Source organism: Grimontia sp. THUN1695 (assembly GCF_059704325.2).
Map to the genome: position 1 here is coordinate 1,864,543 of NZ_AP046577.1, position 14,532 is coordinate 1,879,074.

Below are 14,532 nucleotides of genomic sequence, written 5' to 3' on the forward strand. Positions count from 1 at the left end.
TTCGCACATAATTTAGCAAACCTTGTACCCAGCAAACAAGAAATCTCCTTAAACCTCGTGCAGAATTGTTGATAATTTAACTTTCTTTTCACTGTCTAAAAACGAAAACAGATCATTCAGGCACCATCAAGCACAATTTCTCCACAACCAAACTGTGAAAAATGGTGAATAAAAATTCCGGCTAAATACGGGATTCCTAACCATACTCAAACAGGCAAAATCAGGTCTCACATTGCATTTTGCATTGTTGTAAACCGCAATTTTGAATTGCAATTTGCAACATCAGTCGTCAAATGTATGCAAAATCAGTCATGTAGTATCTAGGCATTGAATTTGCACTGTCGGTTGTATACCCAAGCTACCTAAAGGAGCAGTATTCAGTTTGGGGATAACACTCAGGTATCTAAGTAGTTCCGATATTAATCCAATAAAAAGATGGCCCAAATGAGCAATGCCAAGCCATCAGTAAAACCGGGAGCTAATATGACAATCACGTTGCCAATTCTATTCAACAACCGCCATATTCTTCCTTCTGGTCGGCTCCCCCTGCGGGTCTCTCCAGGAGAACAACTGAACACCGTGAAGTACGCAATGAGCAATGGCATGGACATAGGCGTTTGTATGGATGACACCAGCCCTATTGGTGCAGGCATCGGTACAAGAGTCACCATAGAAGATTTCAATGTTGCACCGGATAGCGGTGCGCTTACTATCACTGTCTGCGGACATGAGAGCTTTGTGATAGACACCATCAAGGAAAATGACGTGGGCGTAGTTGAAGCCGTTTGCCAAACCCTGCCCGCCTGGCCCGAACGGGCTGTAAGCAACGATGCTCAACCACTGGCAGAGCGCTTGCTCATTATGTTCGAGCGCTATCCCGAGCTCAGTTCTTTACACAAAAAGCCTAACTTTGATGATTTAAGTTGGCTGTGCCAGCGATGGTTAGAGCTCCTGCCCATACCCGCCAGTGAAAAACAGGTACTGATGGCTGCACATACTTGTAGCGATACAGCAGAGTATTTGCTGAGCTTAATGAAAGAACCTCATTAGGCACAGCCACCAATGTCAGTCAAAAAGACCAGAAATTATGGTCTTTTTTGTGTTTTGCGTGATCAAAAACCTAAAAAAGAAAAAGAAAAAGAGAAAATCCGAATCCTTTTTCGAGCTGTGCCGTATTATTTATGCATAACGCTGTAGAAACCGACAAAAATAAAACGCGATGACACCACAAAAACATATTGTTGCCATTGGCGGCGGACACGGCTTGGGGCGTGTTCTTTCTGCGCTACGTGACCATGGCGAATCAGTGACCGGTATTGTGACTACTACAGACAACGGTGGCTCTACAGGGCGGATCCGTGCCTGTCAGGGAGGTATCGCCTGGGGAGATACACGTAATTGCATCAACCAACTGATCACTGAACCTTCTATCGGTTCAATGATTTTCGAATACCGCTTCAAAGGGAATGGCGAGCTTGACGGGCATAACCTGGGGAACCTTATGCTGACTGCCTTGGACAATCTCTCCATACGGCCACTAGAAGCCATCAATCTTATCCGGGATATGCTGAAAGTCTCGACCCACATCGTACCGATGTCTGAGCACCCGGCAGATCTTGCTGCCCAAACCAGGAACGGCGAAATCATTGCAGGCGAAACCGATATTGACGAGCTTCCAGAACCACCGTCACGTCTGATGTTGGAGCCTGTTGTACCTGCCACCAAAGAAGCCGTTATGGCTATTCATGACGCAGATTTGGTGATACTGGGACCGGGCAGCTTTTTGACCAGCGTCATGCCACCTTTGCTACTGCCAGAGATCAGCCGGGCACTGAAACAAACCCGCGCAAAAGTCATGTTCATCCGTAACCTAGGTAAGGAATTCGGCCCCGCAGGCCAGATGTCACTGGAGACAATGCTCAACTGGTGCGAGCGGTCCATGGGTGGAAGGAGAATCGATATGCTGTTAGGGCCGGATGTCGATGAAACCTTGACGAATACTTACCAACAGGTGGCGACAGATTTGGCGTCTGCCAACCACCAGTGGCGACATGACAGGGATAAATTATCCCAGGCGATCGAGCAGATCCTGCTGACCTGCTAATGCTTTATATTGTATTGCTGTACCTTCTAACAAAGACGTCAAGCGGGGCAGTTGGTCATGCACCCATGACTCCTGTCCTTGCTTCACGCGGTTCTCACATTCACGTGCAAATTCAGCCAGCTCGTCAGCCCCGAAACTGGCGGCACTACTTTTGATGGCGTGGCTGATTTCACGCACTTGCATCGCACTGGGAGCTTCTGAAAGTTGATCGGAATATCGAGTCAGTTCATCACTAAATACCACGAGAAGTGAAGATACGGTCTCTTCACCTACTTCAACTGTCAGCCGCCGCAACGTCTCATGATTTACCTTCGACGCCATAACTTAGTTCCTTTTTTCTTGTGATTCTTGCCAACTCTGTAGCTTGCGATAAATAGTGGACGGGCTGACTTCTAACAAACCTGCGGCTTGTGGAATATTGCCGTCACACGCATCAATTGCAATTTGTATTGCCCGCTTTTCTACCAACCACAAGGGCTCAATGTCAGCTTTTGTCACTGCCCCTTGGTTTAACATTTCTTTCGCGACGGAAAAGTGATTGTCGCGGAAAGGCGCAGTCGCATCATGCGAAGTCGCTCTTTCAGGGATAGATGCAATTTTGACACCAGAAACCGCATTTAAAGGGGGAGGCAGCATATGTTCTTCGACTTCCCGTCCATTGTGTAATACAACAATATTACGGATAACATTCTGTAACTGACGCACATTTCCTGGCCACTCATAGCTAAGCAAGCGGTGGGTAACTTCAGGATTGAACGTACGGAAATCCTTTCCTTCTTCCATGGCAAACATCAGCAACAGGGATTGCGCGATCTCAACCACATCCTCGCCACGCTCCCGCAGTGGAGGGAGAGCCAACGGAATGACATGCAGACGGTAATAGAGATCTTCACGGAAATTACCTTTCAGCACCTCTTCCCACGGGTCACGGTTTGTTGCACACACAAACCGGACATCAACGTGTTTTATCTTAGAAGATCCCACTTTCTGGAACGTCCCAGTTTGGATGAATCTCAACAGCTTGGACTGCAACTCCAAATCCATTTCACAGATTTCATCCAAAAACAACGTGCCGCCATCAGCCAGCTCTGCTGCCCCTTCACGCTCTGATGCCGCTCCGGTAAACGCCCCCTTCACATGACCAAAAAGCTCGCTTTCAATCAGGTCTTTGGGAATAGCAGCGCAGTTAATCGCCACAAACGGTTTTTTCGCACGGGAACTTGCCGCATGAATGGCTTCCGCGCACACTTCTTTACCTGTACCACTTTCACCGGTGATGAACACCGTTGCTTTGCTTGGCGCAGCCGAATCAATTACACGGTAAACAGCCTGCATTGGCACGCTGCGACCAATAAAACCGTAGTACGCCCCTTCTGGTGACTGATTTCCGATTTTACTCTTGGGTTTCAGTGCATTATTAACCGTTACCCGTAGCAAATCCGCCTCACAAGGCTTGATAAGAAAGTCACTTGCGCCGTAGCGCATCGCTTCCACAGCGGCATCAATCGAACCATGCGCGGTCATGATCACCACCGGAATATCCGGATGATGTTGCCTGATGTCAGAAAGCACATCGAAGCCGGAAATGTCGGGCAAGCGCAGATCCAGCAGAATCAACGAAAACGTGCTGCCAGTAGAAAAGCGTTGAATCGCCTCTTGACCGGTACTTGCAATCTCTACCTCAACATCTAAAGGGTTAAGGTAAGACTTGTACAGAGCGGCTACTGAGGCGGTATCTTCCACCATCAAGATGCGCTTTTTAGCACCAGAACCTAGCATTAAACCCCCGCCATCTATCCCTAAATAAATCTATTTTTTATTAGAACGTCTGTTCTCAGTATAACGCTGTTTTCCACCTGCACAGGGCAAACAATGCGTTTTGCATTGCAATTTGCAAAAGAAAATGCAAATAGGTGAATAACCAATAACCCAAATAACATTCTGAACGTTTCAGTAATATTGGCACATTTAATGCGTTCAGTACAATGACCCTTCTAGGGTCACCTAGCCAACTGACGTTGTTTGTGAGCACTTTGTTCACTGAAACAAGATAGCCAACCGACCTTTTTTTGCGGTTGGCTTTTTTTTAGCTGTTTTTTATAAACAACGTCCTCAGCGCGGCTATTTCATCACGAAGCCCTGCCGCCGTTTCAAATTCCAGATTTTGTGCCGCCTCATACATCTGCGCTTCCAGTTTCTGGATTTGCGCTTCGATTTGCTGCGGTGATTGGGCAACATAAGCAGCATCGTCTTCTGCCACCGCCTTAAGTGACGCTTGCACCTTAGGTTTATGAGAACGGCGTTTACCGCCCAGCTCCAGTACATCGGCAACTTTTTTACTCAGCTTCTGTGGCACAATACCGTGCTTCTCATTATGCGCCTGTTGCTTGGCACGGCGGCGTTCCGTTTCTTCTATCGCACGCTGCATCGACCCGGTAATGGTATCACCATACAGAATCGCTTTACCTGCCAGGTTTCGCGCTGCACGGCCAATGGTTTGGATCAATGAACGGTCCGAGCGCAAAAAGCCTTCTTTATCCGCATCAAGGATCGCCACCAATGACACTTCCGGCATATCAAGGCCTTCTCGCAACAAGTTAATCCCCACCAGCACATCAAATTCCCCCAGACGCAAGTCACGGATAATTTCTACACGCTCCACCGTATCAATATCAGAATGCAGGTAACGCACCCGCACATCGTGTTCTTCCAGGTACTCAGTCAGATCTTCTGCCATCCGCTTGGTCAGGGTGGTGACCAACACCCGCTCATTTAACTTGGTGCGGATACGGATCTCAGATAATAAATCGTCTACCTGTGTCGCCACAGGGCGGACTTCCACCTCGGGATCCAACAACCCGGTTGGTCGAACGACCTGCTCAGCCACTTCACCACCCGATTTTTCCAGCTCATATTTACCCGGTGTTGCCGAGACATAAATGGTTTGCGGAGCTAGGGCTTCAAACTCGTCAAACTTCAATGGCCGGTTATCCAGCGCTGAAGGCAATCGGAAACCGTATTCCACCAACGTCTCTTTCCGTGAGCGGTCGCCTTTGTACATGGCACCGATTTGCGGCACGGTTACGTGGGATTCATCGATGATCAGCAAACCATCAGCTGGCAGGTAATCGAACAGGGTCGGTGGTGGCTCACCTTCTTCCCGTCCACTGAGGTAGCGGGAATAGTTTTCAATGCCTGAGCAATAGCCCAGCTCCTGCATCATCTCCAGATCGAACATTGTGCGCTGGGAAATACGCTGTTCTTCCAACAGCTTGTTGTTCTCCAGCAGGACTCTCTTGCGGTCAGCCAGCTCTTCTTTGATCTTCTCGATAGCATCGAGGATTTTTTCCCGGGGCGTGACATAGTGTGTCTTGGGGTAAATCGTGCAACGTGGAAGATTACGCTCAGAAATCGCCCCGGTCAGCGGGTCGAACACACTGATGCACTCTACCTCATCATCAAACAGCTCGATACGAATTGCATCGCGGTCAGATTCGGCCGGGAAAACATCAATCACTTCACCACGCACCCGGAACGTACCACGGGTAAACGCCTGATCGTTGCGGGTGTATTGCAGTTCAGCCAACCTTCGCAAAATGGCACGCTGTTCAATCATGTCCCCACGGCGCAGGTGAAGCATCATCTTGAGGTACGAATCCGGATCGCCCAGACCATAAATCGCCGACACTGACGCCACAATCACCACATCACGGCGCTCCATCAGGGCTTTTGTTGCCGACAGACGCATCTGCTCAACGTGCTCATTGATCGAGGCGTCTTTCTCAATAAAGGTATCAGACGCTGGCACATAGGCTTCCGGCTGGTAGTAGTCATAATAAGAGACGAAATACTCGACGGCATTTTCAGGAAAAAACGCCCGCATTTCACCGTAAAGCTGCGCCGCCAGCGTTTTGTTTGGTGCCAGTATCATGGTAGGACGACCGGCCTTTGCAATCACATTGGCCATGGTGTAGGTCTTCCCGGAGCCTGTCACGCCTAACAGTGTCTGGTGAGCAAGGCCAGCATCCAGACCTTCCAGTAGCTGGTTTATCGCGGTAGGTTGATCACCCGAAGGTTTAAACGGGGAATGGAGTTGAAACGTCTTGCCCATATCACTTCCGTGGCTGACACAGTAAAGAGCTCATTTTCCCCTCTCCTTGGTTCAAGTCAACTGACAAGATGCTGACAATATCACAGCAGTTGACACTTTGGACGCCTGCGCAGAAGATCCCACCCATACTGAAAAGATGGGCTCAAGGTCTGTTGACCTGAGCTGGCACAAACATAATTCGGGGAAAACAATGAGAAAAGTCGCGGTGGTAACCGGTGGTTCAGCGGGAATTGGATTGGCGGTCATAGATGGTTTTATCGCACAAGGATACGCCGTATACAGTCTGGACATTCAGCAAAGCCCCCGCGGCCAGTGGATTGAGTGCGACGTTACCCAGACAGAAGCGGTTCAGGCAGCGGTCCAGCAGGTTGTCGATAACGAAGGTCGAGTCGATGCCCTGGTGTGCAATGCCGGCGTCCATTTCAGCTCTACCATTGAAAACACCTGTGAAGAAGACTTTGACCGAGTCATGAACATCAATGTCAAAGGCGCCTACTACGCAATCCGGGCCTGCCTGCCCACGATGAAAGCGGCGAAATCCGGCAGCATTGTGCTTCTGGGATCGGATCAGTGCACGGTGGCGAAGCCTAACTCATTTGCCTACAACCTGAGTAAGCATGCGATTGCTTCTATGGCCAAAACCACAGCCATCGATTACGCAAAATACAATATCCGTGCAAATGCGGTATGTGCAGGTACAACCGAAACCCCGTTGTACCACAAGGCCATTGATGCTTACTGCGCCCGCTCCGGTGCCGACAAAGCCGACGTGCACAAAGAAGAAGGCAACCTGCAACCGCTGGGACGCATCGCACAACCAGAGGAAATTGCCAACCTGGTGGTTTTCCTTGCCAGCGATAAAGCCAGCTTCATCACCGGCAGTCTGCATGCGGCAGATGGCGGCTACACGGCACAATAACCATGAAAATCATTGACCCGCATCTGCACCTGTTCAACCTGGCGGAAGGCCAATATGGCTGGCTCCAGCCGGAAAAGCCACCCTATTGGGACGACAAACCCCTTATCTGCCGGGATTTTTCAGAGCAGGATTTGGTATTGCCCAGTTCGGTAACACTGGGCGGTTTTGTCCATATCGAGGCGGGCTTTGATAACGATAATCCCTGGCGGGAAATTGCCTGGCTGGAACAGGCCTGTACAACGCCTTTGCGCACCATTGGGTGTGTCGATCTCACGCTGCCAAAAAGCGCGTTTGACACACAAATCGCAGCATTGACAGAGTATAAATCGCTGGTTGGCGTCCGCCACATTCTCGATAACGATGCCATCGCCCTGCTCAGCAATGCTCAGGTGCTCCAGAACCTCGCTACGCTGGAGAAAGAAAGCCTTATTTTTGAAGCCCAGTTTGACGCCAACAACGACGCAGCCGTTGACGTTTTCTTCCGGGCAATGCAGCGTTTGCCTGCATTGAATATCGCCCTGAACCACGGCGGTTTTCCACCGTCTTCAGAAGATGAGAACTGGAAAGCGAATGGTAAAAAGATCGCCAGCTTGCCCAACCTGTATGTGAAAGCGTCAGGCTGGGAAATGTCAGACCGGGAATTTCAGCTCCCAGCCATGGCTGATCGCATTCAGAGTCTGGTGGACACCTTCGGTGAAGACCGTGTGATGCTGGCGAGTAATTTTCCTTTAACATTATTCAGGACGCCTTACGCATCGCTCTGGCAGGCGTATTTGTCTCTCGATTTCCCTCACACAGTACAGGAAAAACTCTGTTACCAAAACGCCTGTCGCTTCTACCGCTTTTAGCCGGAAACCAAAACCAGACAACCCGCACGAAGGCGGGTTGTTTCCAAGTGAAAGTGCGCCTATTTGATGAGCATGTGTGGTGAACGTTTTACCACTTCATCATTGAGTTCAATACCAATGCCCGGCGCTTCAGAGACCTCAAAGAAGCCATTGACCGGCTGAGGATCCTGAATACACAACTCACGGTTCCAGGATTTAATCGCATAGGTATGGTGCTCGTGGATCAGAAAGTTAGGGATCGCCGTTTCAAGATGCAGGGATGCCGCCGTCGCAACAGGACCACCACAGACATGGGCCTGAATGCGCACATCAAAGATATCAGCGTAATCACACACTTTCTTGGTTTCGGTAAATCCACCGCACAGACCGATATCCGGCTGCAACACATCCACACTCTGATCTTCCAGATACGGCCGTACGCCCCATCGATTGTAAAGGCGCTCGCCACCGGCAATTGGCACATCAACACACTCTGCCACTTTCTTATGCAGGGAGTGGTTGAGGTAATTAACCGGCTCTTCGTAATACATGCAATCGAACTCTTCAGCAATCTCACCCAGCTGAATCGCTGTTGTCGCCCCCGGCAGGCTGTGGCATTCAAAAATAATGTCCACTTCATCACCCACGGCCTCGCGAATGGCAGCCATACGCGCTCGGTACAGCTTCATTTCGGCGCGTGAAATGATCTTGGTGCGCTCGTAATAGGTGTTCCCATCCTTGTCATACATGATGGGATCCACTTTGACCGCATCATACCCTTCGGCCAATGCCTTCAGCGCCGCCTCAGCATACTCTTCTGGCTGGGACAAGGCTTTGAATTCTTTGTCCCAGTCAAACTGCAGCTGTGATGCATAAGTACGAAGCCTGTCATTCACCTTGCCACCCAGAAGTTGGTACACCGGCAACCCCAGCGCTTTGCCCTTGATATCCCAAAGCGCAGTATCGATGGCACTCATTGCCGCGTAAACCACCGGGCCGCCACCCAATCCCCAGAAGCTCTCACGCAGCATGCGTGACCAAAGCTTTTCGGTTTGGAAGGGGTCATGGCCAATCAAAAATGCCTCGGCCATTTCTTTGATCATGTTAGCGGCCGCGCTATGGCCCAAGTCATAAGCGAGGCCTGCTTCACCAACTCCACTGATGCCCTCATCAGTATGAATACGCACAAACACCGGATTCCACGGCGGACGCTCCGGACAATGAATATCAAAAACTTCGACTGATGTGACTTTCATCCATGTACTCCAATTTGTCTTTTTGTTTTATTCCATAAAGCTGGGGTCGAGTCGCCATGCTTTGCGTAGCAGCGAAGGCCATGCCAGCTGTCCGCCTGTCGCACCAGAATGGACAATGTTGGTCTGGGCAAAAATATTGTCCTGAATCGACTGCGGGACGTAGGTCACCTCTTTTCCTGCAGATTGCAGCATCAACTGCACTTCACAGGCCCGCTGCATGTCATAGAAAAGCATGAATGCGTCGCCTACTGTCGGTCCCAGTGTCAGGCCACCGTGATTCACCAGTAACATGTGGTTGGTTGACCCCAAATCGTCTTGCAGGCGCTTCCTTTCCTCATCATTCACCGCCAATCCCTCATAAGCGTGGTAAGACAGCGATGAGAGAGAAAACATCGAATACTGGCTTAATGGCAGCAGTCCTTCTTTTTGACTGGCCACTGCAATGGTTTCGTTAGTGTGCAAGTGAATCACACAGTGGGCATCATTGCGCACTTCATGAATCGCACTGTGGATGGTAAACCCGGCTGGGTTAATGGTGAACGGCGTGTCATCCAGAATATTGCCGTCCAAATCCACTTTGACCAGGTTGGAGGCAGTAACTTCATCAAAGGCCACCCCAAAGGCATTAACTAAATACGTATCCGTATCGGGGATACGCAGCGAGAGATGGGTATAAATCAGATCATCCCACCCCATATGTGCGACAAGCCGGTAGCAGGCGGCTAAGTCGATACGGCGCTCCCATTCAATATCACTCACTTTTCCTTTCAAATTCAGTGTCGGCAATGCTTCCACGTTGGCTTCCTTTCTCTTTTTCCTGATAGCCCAGCTTGTCTTATTTGTAGACGGCAGGCAAATAACCGGTTAAATAGTGTGTCCCTACAGGTAAAATAGCGCACTTTGCTGCCAGGAGGTGATTTTACGTTACTATGAAACGTTCAGGGGGTTGATGCTGTTGATTAACACACTTATCCACAGATTTTGTGGGTAACCTTCGCTAGCGCAAACAGGAAAAGCGTTCCCCAAAGTCAAACCCTTTTTGTCCATTTCGCCATTAAATCGAGTGATCACACGCCAAATCATCGAACGAGAGATAGATCACACTAGGGGCTGTTGACCTTTAGTGATGATTTTTGCAGCAACTCCCTCTTTGCAATGCAAGCTATTACATTGTCTTACACACAAAGAAAAGTACATCCTGAGTCAATCAAGAACAACAAGACACGTTATAAAGGGCAGAGAGAACAAAAAACCAGCCAACCATGATCACACATTGAGCAGATGATTTAATTTCGGCAAAATGTCGTAGATCGGGTGTTGACACCCACGAAGGCGATAGCTAAGATTCGCCCCGCTTTCAAGCGATTCCCCCGTAGTTCAGTCGGTAGAACGGCGGACTGTTAATCCGTATGTCACTGGTTCAAGTCCAGTCGGGGGAGCCAAATTCCGAGGCATCGCAAATGCGATGAATCAGTAAAATTCTGTTCCCCCTTAGTTCAGTCGGTAGAACGGCGGACTGTTAATCCGTATGTCGCTGGTTCAAGTCCAGCAGGGGGAGCCAAATTTCGAGACATCGCGAATGCGGTGAATCAGTAAAATTCTGTTCCCCCTTAGTTCAGTCGGTAGAACGGCGGACTGTTAATCCGTATGTCGCTGGTTCAAGTCCAGCAGGGGGAGCCAAATATCAAAGCCTTGTTGAAAGACAGGGCTTTTTTTTCGTCTGTGATTTGGTGCTTAGTATCAATATGTCACTGTTTTTACTTTTGATTTGTAAATACTGCGCCCTCACCGTTTTTGCCTGTTTTCCGGACGGTAAGCAAACACTCCAAACAGGATAAAGTTTGACCATCTTGGCAATTTTGATGAAAAACCCTTTCCCCTATCTGTTGTTATAGCGGCGTCAAAGGCCGATAATACATAGATCTCTTTAAAATTTTCGAAGAATGGCATGACTGAGTATTTACTGCTTCTTGTCGGCACCGTCCTGGTTAACAACTTTGTGCTGGTTAAGTTTCTTGGCCTGTGCCCATTTATGGGTGTCTCCAAAAAACTCGAAACCGCCATTGGGATGGGGCTTGCGACCACATTCGTACTGACACTCGCATCAGTGAGTGCCTATTTGGTCGAAACCTATATTCTGGCACCGCTGGGGCTTGGGTATCTACGTACCCTGAGCTTTATCCTGGTGATCGCGGTCGTCGTGCAATTCACTGAAATGGTTGTGCACAAAACCAGCCCGACCCTTTATCGCCTGCTGGGGATTTTCCTGCCCCTCATTACCACCAACTGCGCCGTGCTGGGTGTCGCCCTGCTGAATATCAATGAACGGCACAACTTTATCGAGTCCATCATTTACGGTTTTGGTGCGGCTGCAGGCTTCTCGCTGGTACTGATTCTGTTTGCGGCGATGCGTGAACGTATTGCCGCAGCGGATGTTCCCCAACCGTTTCGGGGAGCATCGATTGCCATGATCACGGCAGGACTGATGTCACTGGCATTTATGGGCTTTACAGGGTTGGTGAAACTGTAATGACTGGAATTTTGATTGCGATTATTGCTATCGCTGTTCTGGCGGCCGTATTCGGGATCTTGCTAGGCTTTGCGTCTGTACGTTTTAAAGTCGAAGCCGATCCTATCGTCGACCAGATAGATGCGATTCTTCCCCAAACCCAGTGTGGCCAGTGTGGCTACCCGGGTTGTCGACCTTATGCAGAAGCCATTGCCAATGGCGATGCCATCAATAAATGCCCTCCGGGTGGTCAGGCGACCATAGAAAAGCTGGCTGACCTGATGGGCGTTGAAGCCACCGAGTCCGCCCATGATGAAGAGAAAGGCCTCAAAAAAGTGGCCTTCATTCATGAAGACGACTGTATCGGTTGCACCAAATGTATCCAGGCTTGCCCGGTCGATGCCATTGTTGGCAGCACCAAAGCCATGCATACCGTAATTAAAGATGAATGTACCGGGTGCGATCTTTGTGTTGCCCCCTGCCCGACTGATTGTATTGAAATGATCCCAGTTCAAACGACCCCTGAAACCTGGAAATGGCAGCTCGACCAAATTCCAGTGGTACACATTCACGATGACTCAGAGAAGGAGATCAAACAAGCATGATCACCTTAATTGAGCAAATTAAACAGGGACAGGTCTGGGATTTCCACGGCGGTATCCACCCACCGGAAAACAAACGCCAGTCAAGCGAAACCAGTATCTTGCCGGTTGCCATTCCCAATGAAATTGTACTGCCAGTTAAACAGCATATCGGTACCGCAGGACAGATACTGGTTAACGTGGGCGACAAGGTGCTGAAAGGCCAGCCACTGACAAAATCCGATGCTATTCAGTGCTGCCCTGTTCACGCGCCAACATCCGGCGAGGTGGTTGCCATCGAGCCCCGCACCATTGCGCACCCTTCAGGCCTGACCGATACCTGTATCGTCATTCGTCCCGATTTTGAGGACAAATGGGGAGACAAAGTTGCTCTGGCTGATTTTCACAAGGAGTCAGGCGAAGCGCTGATTGACCATATCCGCCTGATGGGCATTTCAGGTATGGGGGGCGCGGGCTTCCCTGCCGCCAGAAAACTGCAAACCGGCATTGCCCGCACTGAAATCCTGATCATTAACGGTGCAGAATGTGAACCTTACATCACGGCAGACGATCGCCTGATGCAAGAGCGCGCAGAAGAGATTGTCCAGGGAGTTGAAATCCTCCAGCACATCGTCAACCCCAAGCTGACAGTCATTGCCCTGGAAGACAATAAACCTGAAGCGATAGACGCTCTGAAACGCGCCACCCGCGATAAAACGGATATCGTGGTTCAGGTTGTGCCAACCAAATATCCATCAGGTGGCGAAAAACAGCTGATCAAACTGATCACTGGAAAAGAAGTCCCCACCAATGGGATCCCGGCGGCTATCGGTGTGATGATGCAAAACGTGGGAACTGTGTTTGCCATCAAACGCGCAGTGATCGACGGTGAGCCCCTGATTGAACGCGTCGTCACATTGACAGGCACGACCCTCAAAGAACAACGCAACCGCTGGGCGCTGTTAGGCACACCGGTTTCCTTCCTGCTTGATAAGCATGGCTACCAGCCTGATAAGAAACTGGAGCGTGTGATCATTGGCGGCCCTATGATGGGTTACACCATTCCACACCCGAATGTTCCTATCACCAAAGTCACCAACTGCATATTGGTGCCATCGCGGCGTGAAATTGCACCATCAGAAGGTGAAGTAGCCTGTATTCGTTGCAGTGCCTGTGCTGAGGCTTGTCCGGCATCTCTGCTGCCCCAGCAACTGCAGTGGTATGCCAAAGATCAGGACTTTGACAAGTGCGAAGAATACAACCTGTTTGACTGCATTGAGTGTGGCGCCTGCGCCTATGTCTGCCCCAGTGAAATCCCGCTGGTGCAGTACTACCGCCAGGCAAAATCTGAAATCCGCGCACGCAATGCTGAACAGCAGGCGGCAGAGCGCGCCAAAGAGCGTTTTGAAGCGAAAAAAGCGCGGATGGAACGTGACAAAAAAGCGCGTGAAGAACGCCATAAGCAAGCGGCCGAAAACCGTCGCAAAGCCATGGAGAAATCCGGTGATGGTGACGCTATCGCAGCTGCCATTGCGCGTGTTAAAGCCAAGACCGAGCAGGACAGTGCCGCCACTGCTGTTAAACCTGCAGTAGCCGCCGCCATCGCCAGGGCGAAAGCCAAACAGGCAGAAGCTGCGGCCAAAGGCCAGGCTGAACCTGACAACAGTGAAATGGCTAAATTGCGTGAAGAGCGCAAACGTCAGGCACGTGAGCGCAAAGCACAGAAAGCGGCAGAATCACAGGCGGAAAGCGCCTCTGATGATAAAAAAGATGCTGTCGCGGCGGCCATTGCCCGTGCCAAAGCACGCAAAGCGGCGCAGCTGGCGGACGCGGAGTTCCAACAAGCAGAACCGGTACAAGAGGCTGCTCAGACGGAGGACGATCCTAAGAAAGCTGCTGTCGCTGCTGCCATTGCCCGCGCCAAAGCACGCAAAGCGGCACAGCAGGCGGACGCGGAGTCCCAGCAAGCAGAACCGGTACAAGAGGCAGCTCAAACGGAGGACGATCCTAAGGATCCTAAGAAAGCCGCCGTTGCTGCCGCTATTGCCCGTGCTAAAGCGCGCAAAGCGGCGCAGCAGGCAGAGGCCAGCGCCCCAGAGGCAGAGCCTGCCCAGAAAGCAGCACCGGTAGAAGACGATCCCAAAAAAGCAGCTGTCGCGGCGGCTATCGCCCGCGCCAAAGCGCGCAAAGCGGCGCAGATGAAAAACAATAGCGAGGAAGACTAA

General features: G+C 50.4%; 12 protein-coding genes and 3 tRNA genes. 10 read left to right on the forward strand and 5 right to left on the reverse strand.

The genetic code is table 11. The features are described from left to right. Positions 1–444: 444 nt before the first annotated feature. Positions 445–1,050 carry an LON peptidase substrate-binding domain-containing protein gene (locus tag AC6IB1_RS11995; protein WP_497566856.1) on the forward strand — a complete coding sequence of 202 codons (606 nt, stop codon included), beginning with the start codon at positions 445–447 and terminating at the stop codon, positions 1,048–1,050. 169 nt (positions 1,051–1,219) lie between these two features. Continuing rightward, on the forward strand, positions 1,220–2,104 hold the full coding sequence (gene yvcK, locus AC6IB1_RS12000; protein ID WP_497566857.1) for a uridine diphosphate-N-acetylglucosamine-binding protein YvcK: 885 nt from the start codon (positions 1,220–1,222) through the stop codon (positions 2,102–2,104). On the opposite strand, the gene AC6IB1_RS12005 is transcribed toward yvcK, so the two are convergent. The 3 genes from AC6IB1_RS12005 to uvrB form a co-directional block, all read right to left on the reverse strand. Further along, on the reverse strand, positions 2,066–2,425 hold the full coding sequence (locus AC6IB1_RS12005; RefSeq protein WP_497566858.1) for an Hpt domain-containing protein: 360 nt from the start codon (positions 2,423–2,425) through the stop codon (positions 2,066–2,068). The genes yvcK and AC6IB1_RS12005 overlap by 39 nt on opposite strands. A gap of 3 nt (positions 2,426–2,428) precedes the next feature. Further along, entirely contained in the window at positions 2,429–3,883 is a 1,455-nt protein-coding gene (luxO, locus tag AC6IB1_RS12010) for a quorum-sensing sigma-54 dependent transcriptional regulator LuxO (protein WP_497566859.1), read from the reverse strand. A 307-nt stretch (positions 3,884–4,190) separates the two neighbouring features. Beyond that, entirely contained in the window at positions 4,191–6,215 is a 2,025-nt protein-coding gene (uvrB, locus tag AC6IB1_RS12015; protein ID WP_497566860.1) for an excinuclease ABC subunit UvrB, read from the reverse strand. Between the two features lie 190 nt (positions 6,216–6,405). Between uvrB and AC6IB1_RS12020 the strand changes: the two genes are divergently transcribed. Then, positions 6,406–7,134: an SDR family NAD(P)-dependent oxidoreductase gene (locus tag AC6IB1_RS12020; RefSeq protein WP_497566861.1), complete on the forward strand. Its 729-nt coding sequence runs from the start codon at positions 6,406–6,408 to the stop codon at positions 7,132–7,134. Between the two features lie 2 nt (positions 7,135–7,136). Next, on the forward strand, positions 7,137–7,982 hold the full coding sequence (locus AC6IB1_RS12025) for an amidohydrolase family protein (RefSeq protein ID WP_497566862.1): 846 nt from the start codon (positions 7,137–7,139) through the stop codon (positions 7,980–7,982). A gap of 59 nt (positions 7,983–8,041) precedes the next feature. Here the strand turns inward: AC6IB1_RS12025 and AC6IB1_RS12030 are convergent, their stop codons facing one another. Both AC6IB1_RS12030 and AC6IB1_RS12035 read right to left on the reverse strand, forming a co-directional pair. Next, positions 8,042–9,217, reverse strand: a complete 1,176-nt coding sequence (locus AC6IB1_RS12030) for a mandelate racemase/muconate lactonizing enzyme family protein (RefSeq protein WP_497566863.1) — start codon at positions 9,215–9,217, stop codon at positions 8,042–8,044. Between the two features lie 27 nt (positions 9,218–9,244). Beyond that, complete coding sequence (locus tag AC6IB1_RS12035; RefSeq protein ID WP_497566864.1) at positions 9,245–10,012, reverse strand: class II aldolase/adducin family protein; 768 nt, start codon at positions 10,010–10,012, stop codon at positions 9,245–9,247. Positions 10,013–10,583: 571 nt separating this feature from the next. On the opposite strand from AC6IB1_RS12035, the gene AC6IB1_RS12040 reads away from it, so the two are divergent. The 6 genes from AC6IB1_RS12040 to rsxC all read left to right on the forward strand — a co-directional run bounded on the left by AC6IB1_RS12040 (position 10,584) and on the right by rsxC (position 14,532). Continuing rightward, positions 10,584–10,659 (forward strand) — tRNA-Asn (locus AC6IB1_RS12040). A 43-nt stretch (positions 10,660–10,702) separates the two neighbouring features. Beyond that, positions 10,703–10,778, forward strand: a tRNA-Asn gene (locus tag AC6IB1_RS12045). 43 nt (positions 10,779–10,821) lie between these two features. Then, positions 10,822–10,897 (forward strand) — tRNA-Asn (locus AC6IB1_RS12050). A gap of 268 nt (positions 10,898–11,165) precedes the next feature. After that, entirely contained in the window at positions 11,166–11,747 is a 582-nt protein-coding gene (gene rsxA / locus AC6IB1_RS12055; RefSeq protein WP_497566865.1) for an electron transport complex subunit RsxA, read from the forward strand. After that, on the forward strand, positions 11,747–12,331 hold the full coding sequence (gene rsxB / locus AC6IB1_RS12060) for an electron transport complex subunit RsxB (protein ID WP_497566866.1): 585 nt from the start codon (positions 11,747–11,749) through the stop codon (positions 12,329–12,331). Before rsxA ends, rsxB begins: the two co-directional genes overlap by 1 nt. Continuing rightward, positions 12,328–14,532: an electron transport complex subunit RsxC gene (gene rsxC, locus AC6IB1_RS12065; RefSeq protein ID WP_497566867.1), complete on the forward strand. Its 2,205-nt coding sequence runs from the start codon at positions 12,328–12,330 to the stop codon at positions 14,530–14,532. Before rsxB ends, rsxC begins: the two co-directional genes overlap by 4 nt.

Bases quoted from the DNA above. Each gene is read 5' to 3' on its own strand.
- AC6IB1_RS11995 (WP_497566856.1), top strand. From the start codon at position 445: ATGAGCAATGCCAAGCCATCAGTAAAACCGGGAGCTAATATGACAATC.
- yvcK (WP_497566857.1), top strand. From the start codon at position 1,220: ATGACACCACAAAAACATATTGTTGCCATTGGCGGCGGACACGGCTTG.
- AC6IB1_RS12005 (WP_497566858.1), bottom strand. From the start codon at position 2,425: ATGGCGTCGAAGGTAAATCATGAGACGTTGCGGCGGCTGACAGTTGAA.
- luxO (WP_497566859.1), bottom strand. From the start codon at position 3,883: ATGCTAGGTTCTGGTGCTAAAAAGCGCATCTTGATGGTGGAAGATACC.
- uvrB (WP_497566860.1), bottom strand. From the start codon at position 6,215: ATGGGCAAGACGTTTCAACTCCATTCCCCGTTTAAACCTTCGGGTGAT.
- AC6IB1_RS12020 (WP_497566861.1), top strand. From the start codon at position 6,406: ATGAGAAAAGTCGCGGTGGTAACCGGTGGTTCAGCGGGAATTGGATTG.
- AC6IB1_RS12025 (WP_497566862.1), top strand. From the start codon at position 7,137: ATGAAAATCATTGACCCGCATCTGCACCTGTTCAACCTGGCGGAAGGC.
- AC6IB1_RS12030 (WP_497566863.1), bottom strand. From the start codon at position 9,217: ATGAAAGTCACATCAGTCGAAGTTTTTGATATTCATTGTCCGGAGCGT.
- rsxA (WP_497566865.1), top strand. From the start codon at position 11,166: ATGACTGAGTATTTACTGCTTCTTGTCGGCACCGTCCTGGTTAACAAC.
- rsxB (WP_497566866.1), top strand. From the start codon at position 11,747: ATGACTGGAATTTTGATTGCGATTATTGCTATCGCTGTTCTGGCGGCC.
- rsxC (WP_497566867.1), top strand. From the start codon at position 12,328: ATGATCACCTTAATTGAGCAAATTAAACAGGGACAGGTCTGGGATTTC.